The sequence below is a fragment of the Corynebacterium pacaense genome (assembly GCF_900169525.1).
GTDB classification, from domain to species: Bacteria; Actinomycetota; Actinomycetes; order Mycobacteriales; family Mycobacteriaceae; genus Corynebacterium; species Corynebacterium pacaense.
Map to the genome: position 1 here is coordinate 996,031 of NZ_LT821240.1, position 14,773 is coordinate 1,010,803.

14 protein-coding genes are annotated in these 14,773 nt (G+C 65.3%); 9 read left to right on the forward strand and 5 right to left on the reverse strand.

The window, feature by feature from the left end; translation table 11 throughout:
* Window positions 1-131: 131 nt before the first annotated feature.
* The 4 genes from B7E02_RS11655 (at window position 132) to B7E02_RS11670 (ending at window position 4,457) form a co-directional block, all read left to right on the forward strand.
* On the forward strand, window positions 132-1,763 hold the full coding sequence (locus B7E02_RS11655; RefSeq protein ID WP_080796259.1) for an acyl-CoA carboxylase subunit beta: 1,632 nt from the start codon (window positions 132-134) through the stop codon (window positions 1,761-1,763).
* A gap of 258 nt (window positions 1,764-2,021) precedes the next feature.
* Window positions 2,022-3,635 carry an acyl-CoA carboxylase subunit beta gene (locus B7E02_RS11660; protein ID WP_080796261.1) on the forward strand — a complete coding sequence of 538 codons (1,614 nt, stop codon included), beginning with the start codon at window positions 2,022-2,024 and terminating at the stop codon, window positions 3,633-3,635.
* 15 nt (window positions 3,636-3,650) lie between these two features.
* Window positions 3,651-3,860, forward strand: a complete 210-nt coding sequence (locus tag B7E02_RS11665) for an acyl-CoA carboxylase subunit epsilon (RefSeq protein WP_080796263.1) — start codon at window positions 3,651-3,653, stop codon at window positions 3,858-3,860.
* Window positions 3,861-3,863: 3 nt separating this feature from the next.
* Window positions 3,864-4,457 carry a Maf family protein gene (locus tag B7E02_RS11670; RefSeq protein WP_080796265.1) on the forward strand — a complete coding sequence of 198 codons (594 nt, stop codon included), beginning with the start codon at window positions 3,864-3,866 and terminating at the stop codon, window positions 4,455-4,457.
* A gap of 2 nt (window positions 4,458-4,459) precedes the next feature.
* On the opposite strand, the gene B7E02_RS11675 is transcribed toward B7E02_RS11670, so the two are convergent.
* Entirely contained in the window at window positions 4,460-6,574 is a 2,115-nt protein-coding gene (locus B7E02_RS11675) for an acyltransferase family protein (RefSeq protein WP_245802266.1), read from the reverse strand.
* Between the two features lie 51 nt (window positions 6,575-6,625).
* On the opposite strand from B7E02_RS11675, the gene B7E02_RS11680 reads away from it, so the two are divergent.
* Complete coding sequence (locus tag B7E02_RS11680; protein ID WP_080796269.1) at window positions 6,626-7,042, forward strand: DUF3151 domain-containing protein; 417 nt, start codon at window positions 6,626-6,628, stop codon at window positions 7,040-7,042.
* Between the two features lie 15 nt (window positions 7,043-7,057).
* Here the strand turns inward: B7E02_RS11680 and B7E02_RS11685 are convergent, their stop codons facing one another.
* The 3 genes from B7E02_RS11685 to B7E02_RS11695 form a co-directional block, all read right to left on the reverse strand.
* Window positions 7,058-7,948: a LysR family transcriptional regulator gene (locus tag B7E02_RS11685; RefSeq protein ID WP_080796272.1), complete on the reverse strand. Its 891-nt coding sequence runs from the start codon at window positions 7,946-7,948 to the stop codon at window positions 7,058-7,060.
* Between the two features lie 55 nt (window positions 7,949-8,003).
* Window positions 8,004-8,552 (reverse strand): HdeD family acid-resistance protein, encoded by a 549-nt coding sequence (locus B7E02_RS11690; protein WP_218672389.1) that lies wholly within the window; start codon window positions 8,550-8,552, stop codon window positions 8,004-8,006.
* 71 nt (window positions 8,553-8,623) lie between these two features.
* Window positions 8,624-9,166, reverse strand: a complete 543-nt coding sequence (locus tag B7E02_RS11695) for a TetR/AcrR family transcriptional regulator (RefSeq protein WP_080796274.1) — start codon at window positions 9,164-9,166, stop codon at window positions 8,624-8,626.
* A gap of 83 nt (window positions 9,167-9,249) precedes the next feature.
* Between B7E02_RS11695 and B7E02_RS11700 the strand changes: the two genes are divergently transcribed.
* Window positions 9,250-10,746: an MFS transporter gene (locus B7E02_RS11700; RefSeq protein ID WP_080796275.1), complete on the forward strand. Its 1,497-nt coding sequence runs from the start codon at window positions 9,250-9,252 to the stop codon at window positions 10,744-10,746.
* Between the two features lie 148 nt (window positions 10,747-10,894).
* Window positions 10,895-11,956, forward strand: coding sequence for a PLP-dependent cysteine synthase family protein (locus B7E02_RS11705; protein ID WP_080796277.1), 1,062 nt, complete (start codon window positions 10,895-10,897; stop codon window positions 11,954-11,956).
* Here the strand turns inward: B7E02_RS11705 and B7E02_RS11710 are convergent, their stop codons facing one another.
* Window positions 11,957-13,012: a D-cysteine desulfhydrase family protein gene (locus B7E02_RS11710; RefSeq protein WP_080796279.1), complete on the reverse strand. Its 1,056-nt coding sequence runs from the start codon at window positions 13,010-13,012 to the stop codon at window positions 11,957-11,959.
* A 329-nt stretch (window positions 13,013-13,341) separates the two neighbouring features.
* On the opposite strand from B7E02_RS11710, the gene B7E02_RS11715 reads away from it, so the two are divergent.
* Together B7E02_RS11715 and B7E02_RS11720 are read left to right on the forward strand one after the other, a co-directional pair.
* Entirely contained in the window at window positions 13,342-13,923 is a 582-nt protein-coding gene (locus B7E02_RS11715; protein WP_143336745.1) for a DUF6891 domain-containing protein, read from the forward strand.
* Between the two features lie 64 nt (window positions 13,924-13,987).
* Window positions 13,988-14,770 (forward strand): PTS sugar transporter subunit IIAB, encoded by a 783-nt coding sequence (locus B7E02_RS11720; RefSeq protein ID WP_080796284.1) that lies wholly within the window; start codon window positions 13,988-13,990, stop codon window positions 14,768-14,770.
* Window positions 14,771-14,773: the final 3 nt, after the last annotated feature.

Consider the following 14,773-nt stretch of genomic DNA (forward strand, 5'->3'; position numbering starts at 1 on the left):
GATCCACCCGACACGCCCTGCCTTTCCGCATCCTGAAAAAGGCCCGCCAGCTGGACATTCATAGAAAGTGACATATATCACCGAAAAGAAATTGTGGACGCCACCCCCGTCTGGCACTACGCTTGCAAAACATGACCATTTCCTCACCTTTGATTGACGTCGCCAACCTGCCAGACATCAACACCACCGCCGGCAAGATCGCCGACCTCAAGGCCCGCCGTGCGGAGGCCCATTTCCCGATGGGCGAGAAGGCCGTTGAGAAGGTCCACGCCGCGGATCGCCTGACCGCCCGCGAGAGGCTTGACTACCTGCTCGATGAGGGATCCTTCCTTGAGATGGATCAGCTCGCACGCCACCGCACCACCGCATTCGGCCTCGGCTCCAAGCGCCCCGTCACCGACGGTATCGTCACCGGCTGGGGCACCATCGATGGCCGCGAGGTGTGCATTTTCTCCCAGGACGGCACCGTCTTCGGTGGTGCGCTCGGCGAGGTCTACGGCGAAAAGATGATCAAGATCATGGAGCTGGCCATCGACACCGGCCGCCCGCTCATCGGCCTCTACGAGGGTGCCGGCGCCCGCATCCAGGACGGTGCGGTCTCGCTGGACTATATCTCCCAGACCTTTTACCAGAACATCAAGGCATCCGGCGTGATCCCCCAGATCTCCGTGATCATGGGCGCCTGTGCCGGCGGCAACGCCTACGGCCCGGCCCTGACCGACTTCGTGGTCATGGTGGACAAAACCTCCAAGATGTTCGTCACCGGCCCCGACGTGATCAAGACCGTCACCGGCGAGGAGATCTCCCAGGAGGAGCTCGGTGGCGCCACCACGCACATGGTCACCGCCGGCAACTCCCATTACACCGCACACAGCGATGAGGAGGCACTCGACTGGGTGCAGGACCTGGTGTCCTTCCTCCCCTCGAACAACCGCTCCTACTCCCCTTCCGAGGATTTCGACGCCGAGGAGGGCGGCATTGAGGAAAACATCACCGCCGATGATCTCAAGCTCGATGACATCATCCCCGACTCCGCCACCGTTCCCTACGATGTCCGCGAGGTCATCGCATGCCTGACCGATGACGGCGAGTACCTGGAGATCCAGGCGGACCGCGCGGAGAACGTGGTCATCGCCTTCGGCCGCATCGAGGGACAGGCGATCGGATTCGTGGCCAACCAGCCCACCCAGTTCGCCGGCTGCCTGGACATCGATTCCTCCGAGAAGGCCGCCCGGTTCGTGCGCACCTGCGACGCCTTCAACATCCCGATCGTCATGCTTGTCGACGTCCCCGGCTTCCTCCCGGGCGCAGGCCAGGAGTACGGAGGCATTCTGCGCCGTGGCGCGAAGCTGCTCTACGCCTACGGCGAGGCCACCGTCCCGAAGATCACCGTGACCATGCGCAAGGCCTACGGCGGAGCCTACTGCGTGATGGGTTCCAAGGGGCTGGGGTCCGATGTGAACCTGGCATGGCCGACGGCGCAGATCGCCGTCATGGGTGCCGCCGGCGCGGTCGGGTTCATCTACCGCAAGGAGCTCATGGCCGCCGACGCCAAGGGACTCGATGTCCAGGCGCTGGCCAAGTCCTTCGAGCGCGAGTATGAGGATCATATGCTCAATCCCTACCTCGCCGCCGAACGCGGACTGATCGACGCCGTCATCCTCCCCTCCGAGACCCGCGGTCAGATCGCCCGCAACCTCCGTCTGCTCAGGAACAAGAACGTCACCCGCCCGGCCCGGAAGCACGGAAACATCCCGCTCTAGGATCCCCGCCGCGACGGTGTCCCCACCGGCACCCGAACACCGGCACCCGGATCCCCGTCGCCGCGGCCCCCGTGGTCGACGGGGTCCGGGTGTCGGTCCGTCTCCAGGAGGGCCCTCCCCCCGGGGAATCGGGGAGGAGAGCAACACCGACAGGGGGTAGCGGGTGTGATCAAAGCCCACACCCGCTTCACCATTTTTCCCCGGGAAGTTTCCCAACTATTACTCGTGAACCCACCCCAAGGCTTAAACTAAGAAACCATGACTGCAGCAACCATCGCACCTGATCTGACCACCACGGCCGGGAAACTGGCCGACCTCCGCGCACGCCTGTCCGAGGCACAGGCACCCATGGGGCCGGCGTCCGTGGACCGCGTCCACGACGCGGGAAAGAAGACCGCCCGTGAACGCATCGAGTACCTGCTCGATGAGGATTCCTTCGTTGAGGTCGATGCGCTCGCGCGCCACCGTTCCAAGAACTTCGGCCTGGATGCCAGGCGACCGGTCACCGATGGTGTTGTCACCGGTTATGGAACGATCGATGGTCGCAAGGTGTGCGTCTTCTCCCAGGACGGTGCGGTCTTCGGCGGTGCGCTCGGTGAGGTCTACGGCGAGAAGATCGTCAAGATCATGGACATGGCGATCAAAACCGGTGTTCCGCTGATCGGCATCAATGAAGGCGCCGGAGCCCGCATCCAGGAGGGCGTGGTCTCCCTCGGTCTCTACTCCCAGATCTTCTACCGCAACACCCAGGCATCCGGCGTGATCCCGCAGATCTCCCTGATCATGGGTGCCTGCGCAGGTGGACACGTCTACTCCCCCGCCCTGACCGACTTCATCATCATGGTGGACAAGACCTCCAAGATGTTCATCACAGGCCCCGACGTGATCAAGACCGTCACCGGCGAGGACGTCACGCAGGAGGAACTCGGCGGTGCGCACACCCACATGTCGACCTCGGGCACCTCGCACTACACCGCCTCCGATGATTCTGATGCCCTCGACTGGGTCCGCGATCTCGTCAGCTACCTGCCCTCCAACAACCGTGCGGAGACCCCAAGGCAGGAGGCCGACATCATGATCGGCTCCATCAAGGAGAACATCACGGACTCGGACCTCGAGCTGGATTCGCTGATCCCCGATTCCCCGAACCAGCCCTATGACATGAAGGACGTCATCACCAGGATCGTCGATGACGGCGAGTTCTTCGAGATCCAGGACAGCTTCGCCGAGAACATTCTCTGCGGCTTCTCCCGCGTCGAGGGCCGGTCCGTGGGCATCGTGGCCAACCAGCCCATGCAGTTCGCCGGCTGTCTCGACATCAAGGCCTCCGAAAAGGCGGCGCGGTTCATCCGTACCTGCGACGCCTTCAACATCCCGATCATCGAACTGGTGGACGTCCCCGGGTTCCTCCCCGGAACCAACCAGGAATTCGACGGAATCATCCGCCGCGGAGCCAAGCTGCTCTACGCCTACGCGGAGGCCACCGTCGGAAAGATCACGGTGATCACCCGCAAGTCCTATGGTGGAGCCTACTGCGTCATGGGTTCCAAGGACATGGGCGCGGACCTCGTCTTCGCCTGGCCGACCGCACAGATCGCGGTCATGGGCGCCTCCGGCGCCGTCGGATTCATCTACCGCAAGGAACTCAAGGCCGCGGCCGCAGCCGGTGAGGATGTCGCAGCGGTGATGAAGTCCTACGAGAAGGAGTACGAGGAGACCCTGGTCAACCCCTACATGGCCGCCGAGCGCGGCTATGTCGACGCCGTGATCCCGCCCTCCGAGACCCGCGGACAGATCATCGAGGGCCTGCGTCTGCTCGACCGCAAGGTAGTCAACGTTCCCGCCAAGAAGCACGGCAACATTCCGCTCTAAAGCACAAGGAGAACAATGTCTGAAAAGACTTTTCTGCAGGTCCTGTCCGGTAATCCCGAACCCACCCAGGTGGCGGCGCTGACGGTACTATTCGCCGGCCTGGCCGCCTCGGCCCAGGCGGAGGAGGCCTCCCGCGAACGCAACCAGTGGGGCAATCTGGATGAACGCCTGCAGCGTCACACCACCTTCAACCCCAGCGCGTTCCAGAACGTCAACTTCTTCTAAGAAATGCGCCTGGTTCTCGCCTCGGCCTCGCCCTCCCGGCGGATGATACTCAACTCCGCCGGGGTGGACCCAGTCATCCACCCGGCGGAGATCGACGAGGAGGCCCTCCAGACCGAGCTTGCCGACGCCCCACCGGAGCGGGTGGTCACCGCCCTCGCGGAGACCAAGGCCGCACAGGTCGCCCCGCTCTACCCCGGCGATATCATCATCGGCGGGGACTCCATGCTGCTCCTCGACGGTCGGCTGCAGGGTAAACCGCACACCGTCGCGGCCACCATCGACAGGTGGCGGGCCCAACGGGGCCGCACCGCCGAGCTGCTCACCGGCCACGCCATCATCTGGGGATCGCAGCGCCTGGTGTCGGCCAGCCGAACCCGGATACGTTTCGCCGAGGTCTCGGATGCCGATATTGAATCCTATGCCAACTCCGGCGAACCCCTTGAGTGCGCCGGCGCCTTCACCCTCGAGGCGCTCGGGGGCTGGTTCATCGATTCCATCGACGGCGACCCCTCCTCGGTGATCGGCCTGTCCCTTCCGGTGGTCCGTCGCGCCATCTACGGCTTCGGTATGGACGTCGCGGATCTCTGGAACCGATGACCTCAGAGCGGGAGCAGCTGGCGCAGGCTGTTCCAGATGAAGGGACTCAGCGAGAGGGCGTAATCATCGGAGATGTGGTTGCCGTCGCGGTAGACATAGACGTTGCCGATCACCGGTGGGCAGATAGTCCCGGGACAGAACCAGTCCGAGGTGTCCACCACGATCATGTTGGCCCGCGCTGAGAGCTCCCGGTGCGCCGGATCCACCGGCGCGTAGAAGTTGTCACGGTCGATGCTGCAGGCCCCAGGGTCCCCCTCCTCCGCCATGCACTGCGAAACCAGCCATCCGTTGCCATCCTCAAGGATGAACCACGGATTGTCCCTGAGACCGAGGAAGGGGATGTTCCGGTTCTCGAGGAAGTCCCAGAGGGTCACATACGACTCCGGTACCTCATCGATGCCCCGCCCCTTCTCCAGAAGTGGTCGCGTGGAATTGCTAACGACCAGGTTCGGTTGCACCTTTTCCAGTCTTTCGATGACGCGGCCGTTGAATTCGGCGCAGTCTTCACCGAAGACACCATCCAGATCCTCCACGAATGCCGGGCAGGACTGGCGCACCAGCGGTGTGACCCTGAATCCGTGCGTCTGTCCGAGACTGTCCAGGGGCCCTATCCACTGTTCAGAGTGCGAGCCTCCGACGAGATAGACCTCGATCTCGGACTCCTTGTCGCCGAAGGCGCAGTAGTCATCGTCGAATCGGTCATTGACAATCTCATCGGGTGCGTCATCGAAGGTGGACATGCACCCCTTCGCCCATGCCGGTGAAACGGTATCGGCGAGAAGATAGGGATCCGGCTCCGGTTCAGCCCTCGGATAGGTGACTCCGCTCAGCGCAAGGGCGCCGGGATAGGTGTATGGATCAAGCCTGGTGTTCTGGGAATCCAGCACGCGCCTGTGGAGCACCTCGGGAGTCGCGGTCAGGGTCAGCGCGATGACGGTGATGGCCACCGCGGCACCGGCACGCCTGCGGGCGACCGCCTGGGTGCGCAGCTGGTCGATCGCGGCCGCACCGCGTGCCTCACGGAAGGCGGGACGCCGCGCATGCTGCCGCAGGGGCTTTTCCACGAAGCGGTGGGTCAGATCGGCGAGCAGGACCGAGAGCAGCACCACCGCGATGCCGAGGATGACCGTCGGTTCGGTGCGGTCGAAGAGGGCGAGGGCGATGATCAGCAGCGGCCAGTGCCAGAGGTAGAGCGGGTAGGCGATGTCGCCCAGCCAGCGCATCAGCGGTGAGGCCAGGAAGGTGGCCACCCTGCCGTCGCCGAGGATGATCAGGCACGCGCCGATCAGCGGGTAGAGGGCGCCGGGCCCGGGGAACATTGCGGCACCGTCGATGATCAGACCGGTGGTCAGCACCATGACCAGGCCCACCCCCGTGAGAATCTCGCGGACCCGGAACGCCAGGGTGATCCTCGGGGCATAGAGAACGCACAGCGCACCGAGACCCAGTTCCCAGAAACGGGTGAAGGTGGAGTAGTAGTTCAGCGGCTGGTCGATGAAGTGCCAGAGCAGGGCGGAGAAGAAGGACACCGAGGTCAACACTGCGAGCACCGGGGTGGCCAGTCGCATGGCGGACAACCCGGGGCGGTAGCGGCGGATGAGGATCACCGCGAACCCGAGTCCGATGGCGAAGAGATAGAACTGCCCCTGCACCGACATTGACCACAGATGCTGGAAGGGGCTGACCGCATCGCTGGCGGCACCGTAGGTGGCCCCCTGGCGCACCAGCTCCCAGTTCTGCACGTAGAAGAGGCTGGCCACCAGCTGGTTGGCAATGTCGATGCGCTGCAGAGCCGGAACCCACAGCAGTGCGATCAGCGTGGTGGAGGCCAGAACCAGCACCAGCGCGGGCAGCAACCTGCGCGCGGTCCGCCACAGCGGCCACCAGGGGTTGAGGGAGGCATCCGGGCGATCGGCGTACCTGAGCTGCGAACCGAGGAAGAAGTAGCCGGAGAGCAGGAGGAACACATCGACTCCTCCGGAGACCCTCCCGACGAAGACATGGAAGATGACCACGAAGGCGATCGCGATCCCACGAAGTCCATCAAGATCGTAGCGGTAGGAGGATGATCGCACCCCGGCTCTTCCCGCGGTTGATCCCTCGACAGCACTGCTCACTATAATTGCCTCTCCCATCCCATAGAACCGAGCACAGATAGGATAGTGGACATGGTCAATATTAATGACATGCTCGCCCCACCACCGGTGAAACTTCCTCCGGATCCGGCAGAAGGGGCCGATCCGGGGCTGACCGCCACCGCCCTCGCCCACCCCGACAGTCCGCTCGTCTGGGCCGTACGCGCCGAGGAAGCGATCGGCTCCGTCACCTCCGATGAGGAGAAGATCCAGGCCTACGCCCTCGCGCGCACGGGCTATCACCGGAGTCTCGACCGCCTGCGCGCCAACGGCTGGAAGGGATGGGGCCCGGTCCCCTACTCCCACGAACCCAACCGTGGCGTCCTCCGCGCCATCGCCGCCCTGGCGCGTGCGGCCCGGCTCATCGGTGAGGATCAGGAATATGATCGCTGCCGCCAGATGCTCTCCGATGCCGATCCGGAATCGGTGAGGGAGCTGCTGGACAGCTGAGGGGTCGGCCGCGAGTCAGCGTTGCATGACGAACTGGCGGAAGAGATCGACCGGCGGAGCCGGCTCCGCTCCCGCGCGCCAGACCAGCCCCAGCTCCCGGTGGGCCGGTGGATCCAGCGGGCGGAGCACCAGTCCGACGGGGGCTAGATAGGGATCATCGAGCGGAAGCAGCGCCACCCCCAGACCTGCGGAGACCAGCCCTGCCACCGTTGTCAGTTCCATTGATTCAAACACCAGGGTCGGCGTGAAACCGAGGTCGGCGCTGATCCGGTCCAGCAGAAGCCGGGTTCCATAACCCGGAAACATGCCGATGAAGTTCTCCTCGCTGGCCTCGCGGAGATCGATGGGCACCGCGCCCGGCTCCGCGAGGCGGTGCCCCTCGGGTACCGCCAGCGCCAGCCGCTGCAACCTGAGCTGGTGCCAACCGAGCTCCGTGCCGGCCTCCTCCGGGCGCGGTCCGACGAGTGCCAGGTCGGAGGCGTCGTCAAGCACGCGGTCAATGAGCACCTGCGCCGCACCCTGATGCAGCCGGAAATCAACCAGCCGGTGCCGCGCGCGGTAGTCCCTGAGAAGATCGGGAACCATCCAGGTCCCCAGCGAGTGCATGAAATCAAGGCGCACCGTGCCGCGCTCTGGGTCCATCAGGCGCGCCACCTTGGCGGAGCCGTCCGCCAGTTCATCGAGCATCCGCACCGCGTGCGGCAGGAACGCCCTGCCCCTGGCGTTGAGACTGAGCCGGCGGCCGCCGCGGTCGAAGAGATCCGCCCCCACGGCCGCCTCCACCCGCCTGATCCGCCTGGTCAGTGTGGGTTGCGGCACGCCGAGGGCGTCCGCGGTGTCCGTCAGGTGCCCCGACGCCGCGACAGCGATAAATCCCCGCAGGTCAGTGGGCGTGAAATCGCTCATGGCTTCATGTTATCGGAAGCCTCCACCGCGGCTGCCGGAGCCTGTCGACGGGTCTCTACCTCTCCCGTTTCCCGGAGGAGTACAGCATGACGCCGCCACCGAGCAGGAACACTCCCCACAGGATGGCGAGGATGCCCAGCCAGCCGCTCAGTGCCACGGCGCCGGCCCCCGGGTTCGCCATGAACAGCACGCCACCTAGGATCCACAGGAGGCTGCCGATGATCAGCAGCCATTTCGGATTTCTTGAGGAACCGACATCGGTGGTGATGGCCGTGGCCGCCTGGACGCCACCGCGCGCGACCAGCCAGATTCCCAATACCCAGGTCAATGCGATCGCGCTGTCGAGTGGGCGGAAGATGGCGACGAGTCCGGCGAGGACCCCCAGCGCTCCCATCCCGATAATCAGCCACCGTCCCGGGGATTCCCCACTGCGGACACCGGCGGCCAGTTGGAGGATGCCGTCCACCAGCGCGTACCAGCCCCAGACGAGCACGAGCGCGAGCGCGGTCGCCGCCGGCCACGCCACGGCGACGATGCCGAACACCACGGCGACCGCACCGACCGCAATAAGCATGAATGAGGAACGCTTCACCTTTTCAAACACCGCTGCTCCTTAACTTCTCCGGGGGGATTTGGCGTTAAGCTTACCCGCTACCCCGCCCGCCACCGCACGGATCAGGCCAGGGATTTGAGCTTGTCGACGACCCCGATCAGCTCTCTGATCCGGCCTGGCTCCACCGCCGCCGCCCCCATATCGAGGCCGCCGGTGAGCAGTGCGTTGTAGTAGAGCCCGTCTCCGATGAGCATGATCGCCCTGGCCACGGGTTCGTCGCCGACCTCGGCCAGGATCAGCCGGAACCAGATGGCCTGGACCTCATCGAAGATCTCTCGCACCAGGTGGAATCCGCCCTCGGGACCCAGGCGGGTGGCGGCGAGCAGCGCGCGGTCCAGGGGATCGCCGGTGAACGCCGAGGAGGAGATGTAGTAGGCGGAGGGACCTTCCGGTGCTACCTCCATCCTTGCCGCGTCCTCCAGGACGAGCGCGCGGAGCCGATCGAGCAGACCCTGTGCGAGCGCCCGCTTGTCGGGGAAGTGATAGAGCAGACCACCCTTGGACACTCCCGCGTTCGCGGCGATCTGGTCGAAGGTGGCGGCCCGCTCACCCTCCCCGATGAGGATTGCTTCGTAGGTGTCCAGGATTCGCTCACGGGTACTCATGGTTATTCACCCTACCGCTTGCCTACTGTACAGTCCAGACGTTACAGTATGGGGGTTCATACAACCCCACCCGATGGATTCCCATGATTGCCCCTACGCCCACCATTCAGCATTCCCGCCCCTGGGCGGCACTGGCTGTGCTCATGTTGCCCGTGCTGCTCGTCTCGGTGGACAACACCGTTCTCAGCTTCGCGCTACCCAGGATCACGGAGGATCTGCAACCGACCGGCAACCAGCTGCTCTGGATCGTTGACATCTACCCCCTGGTCCTCGCGGCACTGCTGATACCCATGGGCAGCTTCGGGGACAAGATCGGCCGACGCAGAATGCTTCTGATCGGCTCCACCGGCTTCACGGTGATCTCGGCGCTCGTGGCCTTTTCACCGACCGCCTTCCCCCTCATACTCGGCCGTGCCGGCATGGGCGTGTTCGGGGCCATGATCATGCCCGCCACGCTGTCTTTGATCCGCAACATCTTCACCGATCCCACGCAGCGTCGCACCGCCATCGCCATCTGGGCCGCGGGCTTCTCGGGGGGTGCGGCGCTGGGCCCCATCGTCGGTGGATTCCTGCTGGAGCATTTCTACTGGGGTTCGGTCTTCCTCATGGCCGTGCCGGTCATGCTGCCCCTGCTCGCCCTCGCCCCCCGGCTCATCCCGGAGTCCCGGGACCCGAATCCCGCTCCGGTGGATCGAACGAGCGTCGTGTACATCATCTCCACCATGGGACCACTGGTCTTTGCGATCAAGAGGCTCGCCACCTCGGGGGTGGACCTCGTGGTGCTCGCCTGCATCGCACTGAGCATCGTCGCCGGCACCTCCTTCGTGCGTCGGCAGCTGGGCCGCGGCAACCCGATGCTCGATGTCCGCCTGTTTACACGGCCGACGTTCACCGGCGCGGTGCTGGCGAATCTGCTCAGCGTCTTCTCACTCGTCGGCTTCCTCTATTTCGTCTCCCAGCACCTGCAGCTGGTCAGCGGGCACTCCCCTATGACCGCGGGTCTGATGCTGGTGCCCTCCCTGGTGATCACCATCATCGCCGGCCTCGTGGTGGTCAAACTCGCGCAGCGGTTCTCGGCGGCGGCGATCGTCACCACCGGCCTGCTGCTCAACGCAGCCGGTTACCTCATGATCGCCCTGACCGGTGCCCAGGGCAGCGACCTCGGACTCATCCTGGCGTCGGTGATTCTGGGCGCGGGCATCGGCGGGGCCGAGACGATCTCCAACGATCTCATCCTCTCCGCCGTCCCCCCGGAGAAGGCCGGCGCCGCCTCGGCAATCTCCGAGACCGCATATGAAACCGGTGCCGTCCTCGGCACCGCGGTTCTGGGCAGCATCCTCAACGCCACCTACCGCTCGGGGGTCGAACTCCCCGGTGACCTGCCCGCGGACCTGGCCGATTCGGCCCGGGAGACCCTGGGCAACGCCATCCGGATCGCCGATGAGATCGATGGTGCCACCGGCGGGCTGCTAGCGGAGTCGGCGCGGCACGCCTTCGACTCCGGAGTCATGGTCACCAGCACCATCGGTGCGATCCTGATGGTCGCGGCATCCGTCATGGCCTGGCGGACACTGCGCTGACCGCCTCGGCAGGAGGTGTGATCCCCCGGGCGCAGTTCAATTCGTGCGGAATCGAATGAGGGTCATCCGCCCTCCCGGTTGTTAGCCTCGTGTGCTACACGGGTGGAGCCCCATCCACCCCTCGAACGAGCGCACCAGGAGAATCCACATGTCAACACCCGTCAGCGAAGCCACGGGATCAACCACCGTTGCACATCCGCCGGTGGAGGGACCCGTCTTCAACAGGCAGGCCGCGGCGGACACCGCATCGCGCCCCCCGACGCCGATTGCCGGTGACATCACCGAGCTGATCGGCAACACTCCCCTGCTCGACCTCGACCGGTTGGGTTCCGCACACGGGTCACTGGCCCGGATCCTGGGCAAAGTGGAGTTCTTCAACCCGCTCTCCAGCATCAAGGATCGCATCGCCTGGACGATCATCCGCGATGCGGAGGAACGCGGCCTGCTCACCCCTGGAACGCTTATCGTCGATATCACCAGCGGTAACACCGGCATCGCCCTGGCCGCCATCGCGGCGAGCAGGGGCTACCCGACGAAGTTCTACCTCGGCGACAACACCAGCCCCGACAAGAGGCGCCTCCTCGAGGTGCTCGGCGCCGAGGTCATCGATGTACCCAACAGCACCTTCCTGGATCCGGAGGGCCTGGAGATCCTCGTGACGGAGATCCTCCGAGAGCACCCGGACGCCTTCGTGGCCAATCAGCTGTCCAACCCGGTGAACCCGCAGATCCACTTCGAAACCACCGGCCCGGAGATCTGGCGCGACACCGGCGGCGAGGTGGATTTCCTGGTGGCCGGCGTGGGAACCGGTGGAACCGTCTCGGGGGCCGGCCGCTACCTCAAGGAGGCCAATCCCGATCTGCAGGTGGTGGTGGTCGAGCCCGGTGATGCCTCGCTGCCCACCGAGGACAACATCTACCCCGCCGAGATCGACGGCGTGCACAAGGTTCTCGATCTCGAGGAGGGTCAGCTCCCCCCGAACTACGACACCACCATCGCCGATGAGGTCATCGCGGTCGAGGCGGTCGAGGCCTACGGCTTCTCCCGCGCGGTGCTGCGCGCGGAGGGCCTGCTCGTCGGCCCCTCCGCCGGTGCGATCCTGGCTGCCGCGACCACACTGGCCCGGAGGCCGGGGAACGCCGGAAAAACCATCGTGGCCATCCTCCCGGACACCGGTGAACGCTATCTCAACGCGGGGGTCTTCAGCTGATCACCAGCCGGCGGGAAGCTCGCCGGCGTAGGCGAACAGCGCGGGTGCACCGCCGGTGTGGAGGAACAGGACTCTGGCATCCTCCCGGTACCTCCCCGCCCTGATGCCGAAGATCAGCGCGGCCGCCGCCTTCGCGGTGTACACCGGATCCAGGAGTATCCCCTCCGTCTGGGCGAACAGACGGATCGCCTCCAGGCCGGCCTCGGTGGGCACGCCGTAGGCCGATCCGGTGTGTGCATCATCAACAATCGGTGACTCATCCAGCTCCCTGCCGAACAGCGCCAGGGTCCGTCTGCTCAGAGTTTCCACCTCATCACGGAACTCCGCGACCCCGGGCCCGACACCCACACCGTGAATGGCGGGCAGGCCGGCACCGGCGAGCAGTTGACGTCCCGCGATCAATCCCGCCTGGGTTCCACCGCTGCCACTGGCGAGGACGATCTCCTCAAACTCCACCCCCGCCGACGCGATCTCCGCGTAGGCCTCGATGTAGCCGAGCGCGCCGATCTCCGTGGAACCTCCACTGGGAATGAAAAACGGCCGCCGCCCCTGCGCCTTGAGCACAGCGATAATCTCCTCCGCCAGAGCCCGCTCCGGATGCGGATCCTGCGGGGTCTCCTCCGCGAAAACGATCCTCGCGCCGAATATGCGGTCGAGCAGGATGTTGCCGGAGGTGCGGTAGTTCTCGGAGGCCCCCTGCGCAACCCTGAGGACCAGCACCGCCTCGAGGCCTGCGGCGGCAGCGGCCGCGGCGGTCTGGCGCGCATGGTTGGACTGCGCCGCACCCACCGTGACCAGTGTATCGGCATCCTCCGCCCGCGCCTGGGCCAGGAGGTACTCCAGCTTCCGGGCCTTGTTTCCACCGAGCGCCAGGCCGGTGAGGTCATCTCGTTTGATCCACAGCTCCGGCCCGCCCCCGAGTGACTTCCGCAACCTGTCCAGCCGCTGCAGCGGGGTGGGCGCATCCACCAGTCGCTCCCGTCGTGCGCGGATCCCCTGAAGTGCCGGATCGCCGATCTGCTCGAACTGGGCGTCGAGAAGTTCTTCCACGGACATTGTTCCTCCAACTCCTGATGTTTCAGACGCCGGCACCCTCGCACGGGCCCGGCCCCGGTGCTTTTCCGGGAAACCTACCAGGTACGCGTCCCGGTGTCTCCGGATATATGTGCACACCCCGGCGGGATTGCCGATCAGTAACCACCGGTGGGGCCTCCCCACCGCGTGACGACGCCCACCGCGGCCACGGGGAGGAGGTTCCCAAGGGGCACCAGGTGGTGACACGTGACCCCGGAACCTGAGAGACGATAAGCACCCCTCCGCGGTCTTTCACTATGGTCGTGAACGCACACCGCGCGGTGGGACCCGAATGCGCTTATTCTCTGGCCATGACCGACATCACGGAACTGCTCAGCAACGACAACTACTGGTTCATCGACGACCTGCGCCGCAGGATTCTCAACGGCGATATCCTCGACCCGGAGGATGCCTATGACCACCTCGAGGAGGTGCTCGAGGATGAGGACCCCGGGGAGCTGCCCGGTGACATCGGCGATTTGGCCGTGGACATCGTCAACGCCCTCTGGGAGGAGGCTTTCGCCCTCGCCGATGGATGGGCCGAGGAGACCACGGACGTCGATCGCCTGGTTGCGGCCTTCGAGGACCTGATCGACAACCACGACATCGATGCCGGGATCTTCACCGATCACGCCTCCATCCAGGCGCGCCCGGGACAGCGCGGGGTCGCGCTGGTCTGGGTCAACGCCTGGGAGGAACTCAGCCACGAATCCACGACCGGTCTGGCCGTGACCACCGCATCGCGCAGCGAGGACGTCTCCGATGATGCGATCGCGGCCGAGGTGGCCATGGTGCTCAGTGGACACGGGCTGGCCGTGACCGGAACCGATGCACAAGGGGTCGGACTCGATGTTCTCTGGCGCCACCACGTCCCGGAGATCGGCGAGGACTGACCGATCGCCTCCATTGGTGGGACCATATATTTGATGCATTAGCGCGTAGGCATACGATCAGGGTATGACATCACTGACGCAACTACTGCGGCCCGAGAGGATCGCCCTCGACGTCGAGGTCGGAGACTGGCGCGGAGCGATCCGCGCCGCCGGGGAACTGCTCGAGCGCTCCGGCAGCATCGACCCGGATTACACCGTGGCGATGATCCGGAGCGTGGAGGAGAAGGGCCCCTACATCGTCGTCGCCCCCGGATTCGCCTTCGCGCACGCGCGTCCCAGCGCGGCCGTCCACGAGACCGCACTGTCCTGGGTGCGACTGGCCGAACCGGTGGAATTCGGACATCCCGACAATGACCCCGTCGACCTGGTCGTCGCCCTCGCCGCCACCGACTCCACCTCCCATTCCCGGGCCATGGCCGCCATCGCAAAGGCACTGGCGAGACACCGCACCGAGCTCAACCGGGCGGGGGACCCCGCGGAGATCCTCCGCATCCTGGAGGCCGGCGGGCCGGTGCCCGCGGCCGAGTCACCGGGAGCGGCGTCGAGAAGCGGGGGTTCCACAAGGGACAAGATCCTCACCGTCTGCGGTAACGGCCTGGGTACCTCACTTTTTCTCAAGAACACCCTGGAGCAGGTGCTCGACAGCTGGGGGTGGGGACCTTACCTCAGTGTCGAGGCCACCGACACCATCTCCGCCAAGGGCAAGGCCAAGGAGGCGGACCTGATCCTCACCTCCGGCGAGATTGCCCGCACGCTCGGCGATGTGGGCATCCCCGTCCATGTGATCACCGACTTCACATCCACCTCGGAAATCGATGCCGCACTGCGCGAGCTCTACGATATTTAGGAC